Annotated in this window: 14 protein-coding genes and 1 tRNA gene; 1 reads left to right on the top strand and 14 read right to left on the bottom strand. The window is 40.9% G+C overall.

All coding sequences use genetic code 11. The features are described from left to right. Positions 1-101: 101 nt before the first annotated feature. From ftsH to spoIIE, 6 genes are all read right to left on the bottom strand, one after another. Complete coding sequence (ftsH, locus tag O2S85_RS00385) at positions 102-2120, bottom strand: ATP-dependent zinc metalloprotease FtsH (RefSeq protein ID WP_269410845.1); 2019 nt, start codon at positions 2118-2120, stop codon at positions 102-104. A 152-nt stretch (positions 2121-2272) separates the two neighbouring features. Further along, positions 2273-2818, bottom strand: coding sequence for a hypoxanthine phosphoribosyltransferase (gene hpt / locus O2S85_RS00380; RefSeq protein ID WP_269410844.1), 546 nt, complete (start codon positions 2816-2818; stop codon positions 2273-2275). A 36-nt stretch (positions 2819-2854) separates the two neighbouring features. Further along, positions 2855-4246 (bottom strand): tRNA lysidine(34) synthetase TilS, encoded by a 1392-nt coding sequence (tilS, locus tag O2S85_RS00375; protein WP_269410843.1) that lies wholly within the window; start codon positions 4244-4246, stop codon positions 2855-2857. A 153-nt stretch (positions 4247-4399) separates the two neighbouring features. Then, positions 4400-5347: a serine/threonine protein kinase PrkT gene (gene prkT, locus O2S85_RS00370; RefSeq protein WP_269410842.1), complete on the bottom strand. Its 948-nt coding sequence runs from the start codon at positions 5345-5347 to the stop codon at positions 4400-4402. Beyond that, positions 5307-6050, bottom strand: a complete 744-nt coding sequence (locus tag O2S85_RS00365; RefSeq protein ID WP_269410841.1) for a VWA domain-containing protein — start codon at positions 6048-6050, stop codon at positions 5307-5309. Before O2S85_RS00365 ends, prkT begins: the two co-directional genes overlap by 41 nt. A gap of 150 nt (positions 6051-6200) precedes the next feature. Continuing rightward, positions 6201-8651, bottom strand: a complete 2451-nt coding sequence (gene spoIIE / locus O2S85_RS00360) for a stage II sporulation protein E (RefSeq protein ID WP_269410840.1) — start codon at positions 8649-8651, stop codon at positions 6201-6203. Positions 8652-9316: 665 nt separating this feature from the next. Between spoIIE and O2S85_RS00355 the strand changes: the two genes are divergently transcribed. Then, positions 9317-9390, top strand: a tRNA-Met gene (locus O2S85_RS00355). Positions 9391-9496: 106 nt separating this feature from the next. Here O2S85_RS00355 and O2S85_RS00350 read toward each other — a convergent pair. From O2S85_RS00350 to spoVT, 8 genes are all read right to left on the bottom strand, one after another. After that, positions 9497-9880: a S1 domain-containing RNA-binding protein gene (locus tag O2S85_RS00350; RefSeq protein WP_269410839.1), complete on the bottom strand. Its 384-nt coding sequence runs from the start codon at positions 9878-9880 to the stop codon at positions 9497-9499. Between the two features lie 212 nt (positions 9881-10092). Next, positions 10093-10473 (bottom strand): FtsB family cell division protein, encoded by a 381-nt coding sequence (locus tag O2S85_RS00345; protein WP_269410838.1) that lies wholly within the window; start codon positions 10471-10473, stop codon positions 10093-10095. A gap of 7 nt (positions 10474-10480) precedes the next feature. Further along, a complete protein-coding gene (gene yabQ, locus O2S85_RS00340; protein ID WP_269410837.1) occupies positions 10481-11080 on the bottom strand; it encodes a spore cortex biosynthesis protein YabQ in 600 nt (199 codons plus the stop codon). Beyond that, the gene (yabP, locus tag O2S85_RS00335; protein WP_269410836.1) at positions 11077-11376 is read right to left on the bottom strand and encodes a sporulation protein YabP; all 300 of its coding nucleotides are present in this window, start codon (positions 11374-11376) and stop codon (positions 11077-11079) included. The genes yabQ and yabP overlap by 4 nt, the downstream gene beginning before the upstream one ends. Before the next feature lie 56 nt (positions 11377-11432). Beyond that, a complete protein-coding gene (locus O2S85_RS00330) occupies positions 11433-11687 on the bottom strand; it encodes an RNA-binding S4 domain-containing protein (RefSeq protein WP_269410835.1) in 255 nt (84 codons plus the stop codon). A gap of 5 nt (positions 11688-11692) precedes the next feature. Continuing rightward, the gene (gene yabN, locus O2S85_RS00325; RefSeq protein WP_269410834.1) at positions 11693-13141 is read right to left on the bottom strand and encodes a bifunctional methyltransferase/pyrophosphohydrolase YabN; all 1449 of its coding nucleotides are present in this window, start codon (positions 13139-13141) and stop codon (positions 11693-11695) included. Then, the gene (locus O2S85_RS00320; protein WP_269410833.1) at positions 13126-14721 is read right to left on the bottom strand and encodes a putative polysaccharide biosynthesis protein; all 1596 of its coding nucleotides are present in this window, start codon (positions 14719-14721) and stop codon (positions 13126-13128) included. Before O2S85_RS00320 ends, yabN begins: the two co-directional genes overlap by 16 nt. Positions 14722-14833: 112 nt before the next feature. Next, entirely contained in the window at positions 14834-15370 is a 537-nt protein-coding gene (spoVT, locus tag O2S85_RS00315) for a stage V sporulation protein T (protein WP_269410832.1), read from the bottom strand. Positions 15371-15675: the final 305 nt, after the last annotated feature.

The following is a 15675-nucleotide window of genomic DNA, read 5'->3' as shown; positions in this document are numbered from 1 at the left end:
CTTAGTTATCAATACCCGTATACTTTCTTACACTATACCTTATTTTTGCAAAAACACCATAAAATAACCTCCCATTTACATGCGGAGGTTATTTTTGAAATCTATTCTTTTTTGTCATCGGATGAGTCATTTTTATCCGGGTTTTGCTCATCCTGATCGCGGTTCAGCTTTTCTTCTGCTTTTTGTTTTGCCTCATCATAGCTTTCCGGACTTTCTTCGTCATCTTTATATTGAATGTTTACACGCAGATCATCCGAATCAGATGGTTTCCGCATTGCCTCTTCCGGTTCTGCCGGTTCAGGAAGGACGCCATCTTCAAACAGACCTTTTATTTGCTTGGCATCTAATGTTTCCACTTCAAGCAATGTTTGGGCCATAAGTTCCAGCTTATCTTTATGCTCGGTAAGAATTTTCTTCGCACGGTCATAACAGTAATTGATAAAGCTTTGCATTTCCTTATCAATCTCATAAGCAATGGTATCACTGTAATTCTGCTCGTTTTGAATATCACGGCCGAGGAAGACATTTCCACCGCCGCCACTGCTGAATTGCAGCGGACCAATTTTGTCACTCATTCCGTACTCGGTAATCATTTTGCGGGCAATACTTGTCGCACGTTCAAAGTCATTGGATGCGCCTGTGCTTACTTCACCAAAATTAATTTCCTCTGATACCCGGCCACCCAACAGACCTGTAATTTTATCAAATAGCTCCGGTTTGGTCATAAAGTAACGATCTTCTCTTGGAAGCATGACAGCATAACCCCCAGCTTGCCCGCGGGGGACAATGGTGACTTTATGAACCATATCGGCATCATCAAGGACCATACCGATAATCGTATGCCCACTTTCATGATATGCCACGATTTTTCGTTCTTTTTCAGAGATCACCCGGCTTTTCTTAGCAGGACCGGCAATTACACGATCGGTCGCTTCATCAATGTCAAACATGTCGATTTTATTCTTATCCCGACGTGCAGCGACCAATGCAGCTTCGTTTAGCAGGTTTTCCAAATCAGCCCCCGAGAAACCAGGGGTCCGCATTGCGATAACCTTCAGATCGACTGATTCATCAAGCGGTTTGTTTTTAGCATGTACTTTTAATACTTCCTGACGACCTTTTACATCTGGCCGGCCTACCGGAATTTGACGGTCAAATCGGCCCGGACGAAGCAATGCCGGGTCAAGGATATCCGGACGGTTGGTTGCAGCGATAATAATGATTCCTTCATTTGCTCCAAACCCATCCATTTCAACAAGCAATTGGTTTAAGGTTTGTTCCCGTTCATCATGGCCACCGCCAAGTCCGGCTCCACGTTGACGACCAACAGCATCAATCTCATCGATGAATATAATACATGGCGAATTCTTCTTCGCATTTTCAAATAAGTCGCGTACTCGTGATGCACCGACACCGACAAACATCTCCACAAAATCTGATCCACTTATGGAGAAAAACGGTGTGCCTGCTTCACCGGCAACAGCGCGCGCTAATAAAGTTTTACCTGTTCCCGGTGGTCCTACCAACAGGACACCTTTTGGAATACGCGCACCAATAGTTGCAAATTTACGCGGATCCTTCAGAAATTCAACAACTTCTACAAGTTCCTGTTTCTCTTCATCAGCTCCTGCTACATCCTTAAAACGAACTTTCTTTTTATCTTCACTATACATTTTCGCTTTACTCTTACCAAAATTCATCACGCGACCGCCGCCGCCTTGCGATTGACTAAGAATAAAGAAGAAAAATAGTCCTATAATCAAAAATGGAATCATCGTCGTCAAAAAGGTAACCCACCCGCTTGGCTGTTCCTCTTCCTTGACTTTGAGTACGCTTTGTTCCTGCGCTTTTGCGGTTATATCAGCAACAATGTCAGTATTATCCGGGACTTGGGCAACGAATTGTTTGTCATCCTTTTGTAACGTCCCTGTTAAGCGAATAATCCCATTTGCAGGCTGCATCGTCATTTCGGCGACTTCACCATTATTTAACGATTGCATAAACTCTTCAACATTTAATTGTTCTGCTTGATCATTTTGTCCTTTAAATACTCCTATTACGCCAATAATGACAAGAAATATAAGGAAATAAAAGATCACATTCCGAAATAGTCGGTTCATTGCCTACCTCCTCCCAAGCGGGAAAAACTATATTACATAGTACCATATGAAAAAGTTCAAATACAACTAATTCCTCTTCAATAGCGTTAAATTTCTTACTGGTTTTTTATAGGTTAACACGATATGCTATCGGGAATTTGCTCTAAGGCCTTTTATTTTTCTCCGCCGTAAATTTTTGGCTTTAATACACCAATGTATGGCAAATTACGATATTTTTCCTGGTAATCCAGACCGTACCCAACAACAAATTCGTTGGGCACCTTAAAACCAATCATATCTGCTTTAATATTTGCCGTCCGTCCTGATGGCTTATCAAGCAATGTTACAATCTTAATGGACTTTGCTTTACGGTATTTAAACAAATCTACCAAATAGCTTAACGTTAACCCACTGTCAATAATATCTTCAATAATCAACAGGTCACGGCCCTCTACCTTTGTATCCAAATCCTTGACAATTTTCACTTCACCGGATGAACGCATTTCCCCGCCATAGCTTGATACATCCATGAAGTCCATTTCCAGATAGGTTTCGGTATACCGCAGTACGTCTGACATAAATGGTAATGCACCCTTTAACACCCCTACCGCTAACGGAAATTTGCCTTCATATTCTTCCGTCAGTTGCTTGCCGATCACAGCACATTTTTTGGCAATCTCCTCTTGTGAAACCAATATTTTTTCAATATCCTGATGCATTTTCAATCCTCCTGCAATGTCCCCTTCAAGTCGTTTTTAACAGTCTTTTGCGCTATTCTTATAACTCAGTTTAATCAATGAGGCACTGTTTGTCTGCTTTTTTGGCTGCCCTTTTTTCAAACCGATAAGCCAAAGGATCTCCCCATTATTATCGGTAACAATCGGCCATTTATCCCGTTCTTTTGGCGGAATTTTTGCATCGATAAAGATATCTTTCACCTTTTTACTGCCGTTTAAGCCCTTCCAGCTCATCCGGTCTCCAGCCCATCGTGTTCTAATATGTAGAGGCAATGCGATTTGATCTGTTCCACAAACATATGTATCCTCCGTCCAGGTTGGCATATCCGTCCATTCAGCACTTATGATTGATCCGTCCGGCAAACGAATTTCTCCTGGAATATGAAGGGTTTCATGAATTGATTGTGATTCATGAACATGGAAACGAAAATACACTTTTTGGTAGGACTTTTCCACTTTAAGGTGTAATGGAAAGTCTACGCCAGTATTCGCTTTTTTACTTAATAATAACGCAAAAAACTGTTCCTCATGAGTATAGGACAAATCTTTAGGTAATTCATCATATAGATAGTTTAATATTAGATGATAGAACCTCCGTTGTAAAGCATTGGGAAAGGATTGAAAATGATCAATTTGAAAAACCGCTGATCTGTAAGTTTGATCCAATGTAACGACATCATCAAATAGCCGTTTTGCCTCTTCATGCAAAAACTGCTCATCTTGTTGCAAGGCATTACTTAAATGCTGTACTGTAGTATGTATATTATTATTTTTCACTTTTATTAACGGAACAATTTTTTTCCGGAAATAATTTCTGGTGAATTTGGTTTCATCATTTGTAGAATCCCGTCTTGGAACAATACGATGTTTTTTGCAATAGGTTTCAATTTCATCCTTCGTTACCCCCAGGAAAGGACGGATAATAAACCCACATGCAAATGGCCGGGTGACCGGAATTCCTGCCAAAGCTTTTACATTTGCCGAGCGCACAAGGGCCATTAGCATCGTTTCAACCTGATCATCCCCATGATGTCCAAGCGCCAGGTAATCAGCATGATATTTCTGCATTTGCTCAGCGAAAACCCGGTAACGTAATTCCCGTGCTGCAACCTCTACACCAATTTTTTTATTTTCCGCATAGGCGGGAACATCTACAGAGGTACCAAAAAATTCAATATCCCATTCTGCACATTTCTGCTGAACATATAAAAGATCTGCTTGGGATTGTTCACCACGCAGCTGATGATCAACTGAACATGCGATGATCTGCAATTGATATGATGTTCTTATCGATTCAAAAAAGTGCAGTAATGCCATTGAATCAGGGCCGCCGGATACTCCGATGATCACTGTCTTTTGCTTGGCCAGTAGTTGATGTTTGTTCATAAACGCTGTTACCGCTTCACGCATATATCAACAACCCCATTTTCGAGGATGTTCAAAAAGTCCGGTAAAAATGACGTGCCTCTAAAAAAAGATCTTCTGCCAAAATCGCCCACGTCCTGTTCTTTTTGAACACGCAATTAAACTGATACGATCGTTACTATTATAGCATCCTGTTTCTTATGGAAGCAAAAGAGAGGATACGTAATAGAAAATTGATAAAACAGAAATCCCGGCAAGTTCGATTGTTATTGGTGTTTTCACTGTTGCATGATTTCTCATCATACGCCGTACAGAGGGCTTGTCAGGTTGTACCCGATAGAGTATTTTTGCGATATCTTCTTTCATTTGTGCACTCGTTTGGTAGTTTCCCTCTATTGCCTTTTGCAGACAGGGCCGATACATCTTTAACGGTCGAATTCGATCAACTTTGTGAAGCAACTGTTTTTTTGGATGGGTATCTTTGCTAAATCGCTTTGGATAAAATATTTCTAAAAACACCATTACAAACGCAAACAAATCATAGCTTGGTTCTGCCTGACGCGATCCCATTCCCCAGTATCCTCGATCATAAAACTCGGTATATTCCTTAATTGCCCTGCCTTGCTTTGTTGTCCCCCCAACATCCACCCAACGAATTTTTACCGGCGAGGATAAAACCAGGAGATTATCTGTCTTTAAATCACCAAATATCCACCCTTGCTTATGCAGCCTTTCCAAATCATCTAACAACTGCAGCATCAATACACCAATCCATTCACTGCCGTTACGCTTGATGAACGTGGAAATTCCTTCACCATGCAAATATTCCATGATATAAAATACATATGTTGTCCCTTGTGGTGATATCCAATCATCCACATCGAACAAAGAAGGTCCAAGTCGATATCCTTGGACCTTTGCCAGCGATTGTAATACATTGACTTCCATCGTCATCGATGCGCTGTTATCACTAATTTTTAACGCACGTTCTTTGCCATTATGTTCACAGAGATAGACAGATCCAATTGCACCACTTCCCAGTTTTCGTTTAATGACATAATGTTGGTGGTGCCACTTGCCTTGTATCGTCATACCTGCATATAAATCAATACCCTGTTTCTTCTTCTGCGACTGATTCATCTTCATGTTTAAAGCCCCTTAACAAGCTTTTTTTACCGAATTGATACATCGCCTCGCGAATGGCTGGTCCTGTCGGTGTAATCCCTCCACTTGTCAGTTTGGGAAATGCGGTTGAGACAGCATCAAGTTTAGGTGACCAGTCAAAAACCTTTTGAATATTTTTTCGCCGGCCTGGAAAACTATAAATACAAAACCGATTACGGCCAATTCGTGCATTTAAGCTGATAGACAGATCAATTAATGCCTCTTTTACTGTTGGCAGTTTGTCACCCATACTTGCGCTTGTGTCGACAAGCACAAGCACTTCTAAATCACATGTCTCACCCATATCTTCTACAACTTCCATGATCTCTCCGCGCTTTTGTGGTTCCAAATCATCCATCGATTGTTCCGGACCAAGGATTTGCTTTAATTCCTGATTAACAAACCCCTGCAATGTTTGCGTCATCGCCTGTTTCGTAACCGTTTGCACCGTTTGTACCAATGATTGTTTATACACCAATTGGCTGACACCATTTCCGGACAAAGCAATGTCTTCAATCTCTTGCAGTCCCTCCGGATCTTCAGTCTGGTCATCGTCCAATATGCCGATAACATTCACTGTGATTCCTTGCTGGCCAGCAATTGCCGCCACAGCAGCCGGATCTTCTCCGCGGTTAGAGCATCCATCGGTCAGCAACAAAATTTGCTTTAGTGTACCCTTTTTCATTCGTTTACCTCCCAACTATTCCAGTACCATCATCACCAGAATACGAGAGGAATATACATCTACATCGAGAGACAGGTTCCTATTAAACCATGTTCAAAAGAGGGGGAAATTCGATAGTGCAATTTTCATCGGGTCGTTGCATACGCTCTATTATTGTGCTTCCTTACTATAGGCAGGGATGTTTGCCCATTTTGGTGTATTCGTTTTGATTTTCGCTACCATGACGGTCATATCATCCTCAATCATCCCTGATCTGGTACGAACAACCTCCTCTAATAATAAATCAGCAATTTCTTGTGGGTCCTCCGTGTTTATTTCACGGATTTTTCGTTTCAACCAAAGATCTGTATTCTCTACATGCTTAGGGCCGTCGAAAATGCCATCACTCATCATAATCAGGATATCCCCTGCCTGCAGCTGTTCACTGACAATGTCCACATCGAACTCACGAATGATGCCCATTGGTAAATTACTTGCTTCAATTTTTATCATTTCATTGTCCCGTTTAATAAAGCTGGGTGTTGACCCGATTTTTAAAAAGCGGACGAACGCATTATGCAAATTGATCACGGCCAGATCCAATGTTGCATACATCTCGTCCGTCGACCGTAATGACATGATAGAATTAATTGATTTAATGGCGACTTTCTCCGGGATACCGGTCTGTAATATTTGCTGAAGCAACCGTAGTGTTTCATCGCTTTCTTCATGGGCTCGTTTTCCGTTTCCCATCCCATCACTAATAGCCATAGCATACTTCCCAGCCCCGAGTTCAATCGTTGTAAAACTGTCACCGGAAATTAATCCACCACCTTTCGCAGCATTGGCTACCCCAGTTTCCACCACAAATTCCCTTGCTGAGCCAAAGGTTAGGTAGCAATAGCCATAAGGGATTGGCGAAATTTCTTCCTGTTTGACAACAATCATCTCATTCAATATATCTGAAAGCACTGGTGCAATTAATTTGCTGCCTTCTCCGTGATAATCGTAAAAGGAGACAGTCATTTCAATATCAACATTCCCTTTTTCCAGACAAAAAATATCCAGCTTGTCCAAATTAATGCCCATATGCTTTAATGCATGAACAATTTGTACCTCTTGTTTTTCATGTTGCTGTCTTTCTTTTACTATTTCCTTGGCAAAGTTCTCCATGACTTCAGAGACACCTTGCAGTTGATCTGCCACAAATCGCTTACTCTCCATTACCTGTTCCCTTAACTGTTGATTCGCTTCAAAGAACGTCATTTCATCCCGCATTGTATTCATTACCCGTTTAGACTTAACACAATGATTGGCAAAATCCCGATGCAATTTAATATTCGGCTCCTTGCCTTTATCAAGTTCATCTTTAATTTCACCCATCAATGAATATGTTTTATCAAATTCCTGCTGCCAGCATTTGTTTTTCATAAAGCAATTTTGACAGGTCTTTTCAGTTACCTGACTAAGGAAAAAATCGGTCTCTCGTTTTTTGTGAGTTTCCTCGTCAGGTATACTCTCTGTACTCGAGAAACTTTTTGACAGGGCGGCAAACACATTGGAGAATTGCTCCACCCGCTTTGCAGTTACATTTCGCACCTTTTGCAAATATTGTTCTTGCTCATTCGTGTATTCTTCTGTTCCGGGTATGTAACGTGACAATCGCTTAAACCAGCTTGCCGGGGTAAGAAAGAAGAAAGCAATCGCTATGGATGACTCTGTAATCGAAGGGATCAATGAGGAAGCGTCTCCATAAATACCAACCAGAAACGTTCCCACCAATAATCCAACACTGACACCGATCTTCTTTCCTTCCTTCAGTAATCCACCTAGCAACCCGGAAAATGCGAGCAGACCCATTTGATAGAGGTTAGCCACATTTGCCAGGGATAGTATGAGGCCTGCAACAACACCAACTGTCGATCCGACTGCTGCCCCGCCCACATAAGCAAGCAGCAGGACAAAATAGCGTGAAAATATCTGCTCAAATGATGCATCATATATATGCCAGCCAATCATCCCTGTCAAGATGGAAGCAATTAAAATGATCATGCAGACAATCTCTTCATTTTTTAAGGTCGGTTTATACCTTTTTGGTGATAATAATGGGATACTCTGCATAAAAATTAATACTAACACCGTACCAAGCACACCCTCAACAAATAACAGTATCCATTCATACGATGTAAGCTGCCCCGCCAGAGAATAAAGAAACAATCGCGGTGCAATCGTAGATAGAAACACAAATAGCGGAATGATCATCTGCTGGTTATTTGCTTTTTTAAACACGCCAGCTAAGAGGACAAATAAAACCATTGATAATGTAACAAATATCCCCTGTGTGCCGGAATAGGTTAATGCTCCTGCAATGATGGCCAACATTACCTTGAGAGCATTTTTCTTGTGTGCAAACCAGATGGTCGCCAAAAACGCGACAGCAAATGGTGATACAGCCGATAAAATAACAGCTCGTCCAAGTAAAAAGCCAACAAGCACAAATAGCCATCCTTTTTCCAATAAGATGGTTTTACTTATAGATGGTAACTTTTTCTTCAGTTTGTGCCCGCTTTTTGCACCTTTTCCAATTGCTTTCGCTTCTACTCCAGTAATTGAATCCATCATACAATACCACTCCTTCTTTCAAGGGATGTTCAAAAAGTCCGGTAAAAATGACATGCCCCTGCAAAAGGGGTATGCCGACGCCTGAGCGCAAGCCCGTTTTTAGTCGGCCTTCCTTTGAAGAAGCTCGTTGGCTTGTTTCTCCGCTGCTCATGTATCTAATTGCTCAGGGGATCTTCTGCTAAAACCGCCCATTCGGGCAACGCAGAAGTCAGCACATTCGTGCAAGCCCGTTCTCGAAACTACGCCGCCTCGAACTTCTCGGTCCTTTTTATCCTACTTTTGAACATGCACTTTCAGTTATTAAATCATAGGATAGATTCTTTTTTTGTCAAAACAACGGGGTGTATTCCCAAAATCGTTCGACTAAGTTTCAGCCAAATAAACAATTTTTCTACAAGTGTACAAGCAAGTTTATCGTACCAGCTGCTTTTGATTTACCTGATCGTGCCATCATTTAACCCAAAGCAGCGACAAATGATCGCGGCTAACCTTAAGATGTTTTGTCGTTCAATCCCCGTAAACTAGTGTTTATTACTATCGGGATTGCTCGAATATTGCATGAAACTTTCTAATATAACAAGGTGTTTTTTATTTATTCTGTATACGATCTATGCTATTGACACCTTAGTCTGGCTATTGTAATATGTCATTTGTGACTTATTTACGGCGGTGTAGCTCAGCTGGCGAGAGCGTACGGTTCATACCCGTAAGGTCGGGGGTTCGATCCCCTCCGCCGCCATTAACTTAAATAAAACCCCGCATAAAAAAACAGGTATCAACTTTTCAACAGTTGATACCTGTTTTTTGTTTTATTGGACAAGAGCATCCTAAATAGACAGCAGTTGCTATCCTCTTTTAGCACCTCGACCTCCACGTTTGGATTCCGTGTGCTTCTTTAAAGAGGCTAAACGGTCTTCGGAATCTTTGAGAAAGCGATTCATTTTGGATTCAAATGATTCAGTCCGCTCACGGGTGTTCCTTTGGCGTTGTGGCCGATCTTTTGCTTTCTTGATTGACAGACCAATTTTGCCATCTTTTTCGACATTGATGACTTTTACCTTAACCTCATCACCGACACTAAGATGGTCATGAATGTCTTTCACATAGTTATCGGCAACCTCACTAATATGAACAAGACCTGTTTTACCCTCCGCGAGTTCAACAAAGGCCCCAAAATTAGTAATACCGGTTACCTTTCCCTGCAGCTTGCTGCCTACTTCGATTGACATAAAAAAAATGCTCCTCCTTAAAAGTATAAAATATATAACTAATTAGTGCGGGTTCAAAAAGGAGATAAAAAGAACAGGATCGGCTAAGTTCTCAGGCGTCCTGTTGCAACGCCGACACTAGCACGTCTGAGTGCGTCGAAATTCCATGGTTCATTTTTACCGTACTTTTTGAACTTCCTCTATTATATTATAGCGACATACATGAAAGCGTGTCAATATGACGGATCTTCATCAGGAATTTTAAAGATGGTTTCCCCTTTGTCTGAGAAAAAATAGTTCGTTCGTGCTATATCAAGAACATAATCCTCATCTTTTAACAGTTTTATTTCCTCATTCAACGTTTTTTCTTCCTCTTGCAGTGTTGACAGTTTATCCTGCATCTCGGCATATTGTTCTTTTTTCTCCGCATGTATTGCCCGTTGTTTAACATGGTATGCAGTCATACTGCCAAAAGCGATGAAAACAACGATCGCAAAAAGCATCAGACGACGGACAAGACGCTTCTTTTTGTTTTTTTGGCGTTCCATATATGCATCATATTGTTGCATATACTCGGAATCCAAACGTGTTACTGTTTGTTTATTTGCCGACAAAGCCTTGCTACCTCCTTTTAAACCTGATATAATCCAAGCCCTTTTTACATATATTCTCCATTGTACTATAAAATCCTGCTGTTTTGTGTAAAAAGTTTCGGATATTTTTGGGCAGCATCCGATAAAGAAGTATCAATATCCATTTTATTGGGAAGAAAATGACTTTGACGACAAAAAGGAAAACCTTTACAAGGAGCTGAACGATAAATAATATCAGTGTTATTAACAATTGAATGATATATTTTATTGGCGCTATCACCAATGTCTTAATCAACTTTTCAATAAAATGGTAACACGTCAGGATAATCCGAATAAATAATTCCAGCAGACGTTTATATAGCGGTGCAAACAAAGCCTTGTAAGCAGCAAACCCCATAAATAGGGCGAGGAATACGTAAACACGTAATTCACCCGCATTAACAAGAAATAATACATAAAATAACAGCAGTACTTGTGACAGCCAAAAGGCAATCTCCATGAAATATAACATAAACCAATTGGATTTCCAATATGGCTTGAATCGCAGGAAGGTTTCCAGTGCCGCTCCCAAGTAGATACCACTAATAATCATGACGATCATTGTCAGGAACTGGACGTCTAATGTCATCGAAATAGCTTGCTAAAGATTCCTTTAGCTTTCTCCTGATGTTGTTCGTCTACATAGGAAAGCTCATATATTTTGCCTTTGATAGAAACTAGTCCTTCACCAACATCAAGGTTTTTCAATTGCAAGTTTTGTCCACGAATAATCAGGTAGCCCATTACCGTTTCTAATAAAAACTCTTCATTATCAAAACTATCTACCTCTTTAACACCGGAGATTTCCAGGTTTTTTCGGTTGTTAATTTTTATAAAGTGATCTTGCTGTACGCTTTGTGTGGAATTTTTCTCATAATAATTCATATGCCTTGTCCCTCCTTATCGTTATTAGCTTATGAAAGGATGGACAAGGTTAGAACTTAACTTTTTTCTTCTTTGACAACCTTATATAAGTTTTGGGCCTCATCTTTTTTGACTGCTTCTTTCAACGCGGTTACTTCAACAGTTACCAGTTTTTGTCCGTATTGAATGGTCAGTATATCACCGATGGCTACATCAGTTGCTGCTTTTGCCTGGTTGCCATTTATCGTAATTCGCCCTTTATCTGCAATTTCCTTGGCAAGTGTGCGGCGTTTGATTAACCGGGATACTTTTAAAAATTTATCAAGACGCAATACTATCACTCATTTCTTTTTGCTTGATTCCAATATTGATCCATTTCCTCAAGATCGGCATTATGGATATCCTTATTTTCTTCGCTTAACCTTTGTTCAATGAAAGAAAACCTGGAAGTGAATTTTTGATTGGTTCGATTTAGGGCTAGCTCAGGGTTTATTTTATAATACCTGGAAATATTCGCAAGGACAAATAGCACATCGCCAAATTCACATTCTATCTCGTTATCGTTTCCTTGTTTAATCGCCGCTTGCACCTCATTAATTTCCTCGTTTAACTTGTCCCAAACTTCTCCAACGGATTTCCATTCAAACCCGACTTTACCCGCTTGTTTCTGTAAATGATACGCTTTGGTCAAAGCTGACATGCTCTTTGGAACACCATCCAACACAGATTTTCGCTGACCTTCTTTTTCTGCTTGCTTTAAAGCATCCCAGTTTCGATTGACATCGGCAACTGTTTTGGCCTCTTTATCGGCAAACACGTGGGGATGACGATGGATCATTTTATTGGTAATAGACCGAATCACATCATCAATTGTAAAATAACCGGCATCCTCACCGATTTGACTGTGCAGCATCACCTGTAACAGCACATCACCGAGTTCCTCGATAATCCCTTCATCATCCTGCTCATCAATCGCATCAATTAATTCATAAACTTCTTCAATCGCATATTGACGCAATGTCTCATGTGTTTGTTTCTTATCCCACGGACAACCGTTTGGCCCCCTGAGTGTTGCAATTACTTCACGCAGCCGGTTAAAGGTATGATGAAGGTAATCCGCTGCTACGGGCGGGATATAAACACTGGTTAAATTACTGATTGAAAGCCTGTGATCGAGTTCTTCCAATGGAATGGTTCGCAAATGTTCTTCCTTGCTTCCTGCCGCAACAATAATCGTAACCGGATAATCGGCTGGAAGATCTTCCAATAAGGCAAGCTTGATATTTGAGGCAACAAACTGATCATACACCTGACAGAAAATGATATGATGCGTATAATCGAGTTGATTCCGTTTAAATGATGTAGCATCAACAAATTGAAACCCGTCAATTGGATCTATTTGCAAGCTGGTAAACAAATCATCCAGATAGCTTTTCCCGCCCGCTATCGTAACTTCTGCCTGCTTTTGCTCCAGTAGCAATTGAACTGTTTTTTCAGCTAACATCGGGTGGCCCGGAACAGCATAAATCACCGGAGAATTTGCCGCTATGTCTATTAATTGGTCCGCAATCTCCTGGTAAACATTAGCGAACTGGTCTTTGGACTGATACACATCATCAAACGAGGCAAACATTACCCCTTCGTCCTGTAAAGCTGCAATAACCGGATGGTCCATTGTCCGAACATAAATTTTTTCCCGGGAATGAATCAGTTTTTTATAAATCCCCAGTGGCAACTGATCAAGATCCCCTGCCCCAAGGCCGATAATTTCTATTTTCTTCTCCATACGCAGACATCCTCTCCTTTGCCAAACCGGGCTAATAACGAGGAAAACGGGAGCAACTTTATTTCCTCTTTTGTAAATGCACCGATCTTTATGAGTAATAGCAAATAAACGAGCGCACCTGTTAATACAACCACCAGAACATAAATAAGTAAGCCAACCCTCGTCTCAATCCCAACCATGGTAGTGATTATCTGAATGAAAAAAAGGTAAACGGCCATCCCAAGTCCAGGTATTATCAAAGATCGCCATTTTAAGGATTTGACCAAGTGCAGTTTTGGCAATTTTCGTTTGAGTTCGATTAAGTCCAAACAGCACAAAACAAGTAGACTAGTGACCGTGGCTATTGCACTGCCTGTAAGACCCCATAATGGAACAAGCAACTGATTGAGAAGCCATTTAATCAATAGTGCCAGCAAAATAAACATCGCTGTACGTTTAACATACCCTAACCCCTGGAGGATAGAAGCAGCAGTAATCGCGACTGAACAAAGCAGGATAGCAACCACCAAAGTTCTAAGGCTGCCTGTCCCTTTATCATCCTGAAACAGCAGCATATTAACTTCCGGAAAAATCATCACTAACCCGATTGTTGCCCCAATCGCCAAGTAGATGCTGCACTTCATGGCGGCACGAATATGAAAATAAAATGGCCCGGGTGATTGGGAGCGTTCTTCTTTGCTGATGGAGGGGATCAATGCCAGGGCAAACGATGAACCAACCACTGTACCAAGCTGAATCAATGGCTGCCCCCTGTCAAACACACCTTTGGCTTCCATTGCCTCAAACGCAGACAGGCTATGTTTCACTAACCCTGGTACAAGTGTGAACGCATCCGCAAATTGAATCAGCAATAACAACATATGATTCAAGGCAGCAATTAGCCCAAAAATAGCTACCGTTTTTAAATAATATCTCCATGGTATCGGGAAAAAAACGGTACGATTCAGCAAATTTTGTTTCTGCAAACTTCCAACCAAGATGATAAGTGCAACCACGCCACCAGCAATCGCAGCAATTGCGGCTGCTGAACCAATATCATATATATGATTGTGTTTTCCCGCGATAACTGCTGCAGCAGCGATTATAATACAAACACGCGTACATTGCTCACCAATTTGTGATAACGCAGTAGGTTTCATTTGATAATTACCTTGGGATACCCCACGTAACAATGCTGTAAAGGGAATGAATATAAAAACAAAGGCACTAAGCTTCAATCCCTGTTGCAAATGGATATTCCCCATCCAGCAGGCTATTGTATCGGCATTGAAATACAGAACAACAGCAATCGCTCCATTGATGGTGAATAAAATAAACAAGAGCGGAATATAAAAATTTGTAATGGAGAGCTGTTTATTCGCCCCTTTCATATCGACTGTTACCTTTGATATTGCCGAGGGAAATCCATACAACGATAAAACAAGGGCGATTCCGAGGATAGGATAGACTTGCTGATATATGTAAAATCCCAGGTCACCCGTCATATTTTGTAGCGGTATTCGATATCCGGCACTTAACAACTTACTAATAAACCCTGCCACTGTTAAGAGCAAGGCACCTTTTACTAATTTATTATCCATGTTGACATTATAGCATATATAAAAGGAGCAAGCGCCCGGTTAACAACGTACAACAAAAGTGGTCAGTCCCCCACCACTTTAATGCGTTAGTGTGGTGGGGGACTGACCCGGTTTATTCCATTTGTTTGGCAAGGAAGTGCGCAGCTGTTTCGGTTGCCTTTTGCTCCACATTGCTTAATGCATTTCCTTCCTTCGCATATATCATTACGCAACCAATCGGATCACCATTAGCAATGATTGGGCTGACACTGTAGGAAACAAGCTCTTCCTCATTACCCTCCAGGATTTCCAATGTGCTTGTTTCTGTCACGAATAAGGATGAACGATCCTGAATTGTTCTTCCCAGCTTGGTTCCAATGTTTTTATTTAAGTAATCTTTTTTAGAATCTCCGGCAACGGCAATAATCTCGTCTCGGTCACAAATAATAACGGGATAGTTTAATGAATCAAATAATGCTTCAGCATATTCCTGTGCAAAGTTGCCTAACTCGTTGATTGGGGAGTATTTCTTTAAAATCACTTCACCTTCCCGGTCAACAAAAATTTCCAATGGATCTCCTTCTCGAATTCGTAATGTCCTCCTGATTTCTTTCGGGATTACTACTCTTCCTAAATCATCAATTCGACGTACAATTCCTGTTGCTTTCATCTCTATGAAGCCTCACTTTCCTATGATGATCGTCTCCGGTATCCATTTCACTCGCTTCGTTCAAATGCGTCCGCCACTTTTTTCTTTCATTATCCTTGGTATGACACTCGAGCTGTACAACAGAAGTTTTTTTATCTTTTACTCTAGCCCACTTATCACTATTTTTGAACGGTCATTTAAGTTCCGAATGTGAAAAAGCACCAGGTGTGATTTTAGTATAAATCATCTAGTAAGAACTATGCATAAAACACATTTTTTTCTAATTGTCCGTGTTCAAAAAGGAGGATAAAAAGGACCGAGAAGTT

The sequence above is a fragment of the Lentibacillus daqui genome (assembly GCF_027186265.1).
GTDB lineage: Bacteria > Bacillota > Bacilli > Bacillales > Amphibacillaceae > Lentibacillus_C > Lentibacillus_C daqui.
The sequence above is the reverse complement of the archived record's forward strand: the minus strand, read 5'-3'. Positions and strand labels throughout refer to the sequence as shown.

Bases quoted from the DNA above. Each gene is read 5' to 3' on its own strand.
- ftsH (WP_269410845.1), bottom strand. From the start codon at position 2,120: ATGAACCGACTATTTCGGAATGTGATCTTTTATTTCCTTATATTTCTT.
- O2S85_RS00320 (WP_269410833.1), bottom strand. From the start codon at position 14,721: ATGGATAATAAATTAGTAAAAGGTGCCTTGCTCTTAACAGTGGCAGGG.
- O2S85_RS00365 (WP_269410841.1), bottom strand. From the start codon at position 6,050: ATGAAAAAGGGTACACTAAAGCAAATTTTGTTGCTGACCGATGGATGC.
- yabN (WP_269410834.1), bottom strand. From the start codon at position 13,141: ATGGAGAAGAAAATAGAAATTATCGGCCTTGGGGCAGGGGATCTTGAT.
- yabQ (WP_269410837.1), bottom strand. From the start codon at position 11,080: ATGACATTAGACGTCCAGTTCCTGACAATGATCGTCATGATTATTAGT.
- yabP (WP_269410836.1), bottom strand. From the start codon at position 11,376: ATGAATTATTATGAGAAAAATTCCACACAAAGCGTACAGCAAGATCAC.
- spoIIE (WP_269410840.1), bottom strand. From the start codon at position 8,651: ATGATGGATTCAATTACTGGAGTAGAAGCGAAAGCAATTGGAAAAGGT.
- O2S85_RS00350 (WP_269410839.1), bottom strand. From the start codon at position 9,880: ATGTCAATCGAAGTAGGCAGCAAGCTGCAGGGAAAGGTAACCGGTATT.
- tilS (WP_269410843.1), bottom strand. From the start codon at position 4,246: ATGCGTGAAGCGGTAACAGCGTTTATGAACAAACATCAACTACTGGCC.
- hpt (WP_269410844.1), bottom strand. From the start codon at position 2,818: ATGCATCAGGATATTGAAAAAATATTGGTTTCACAAGAGGAGATTGCC.
- spoVT (WP_269410832.1), bottom strand. From the start codon at position 15,370: ATGAAAGCAACAGGAATTGTACGTCGAATTGATGATTTAGGAAGAGTA.
- prkT (WP_269410842.1), bottom strand. From the start codon at position 5,347: ATGAAGATGAATCAGTCGCAGAAGAAGAAACAGGGTATTGATTTATAT.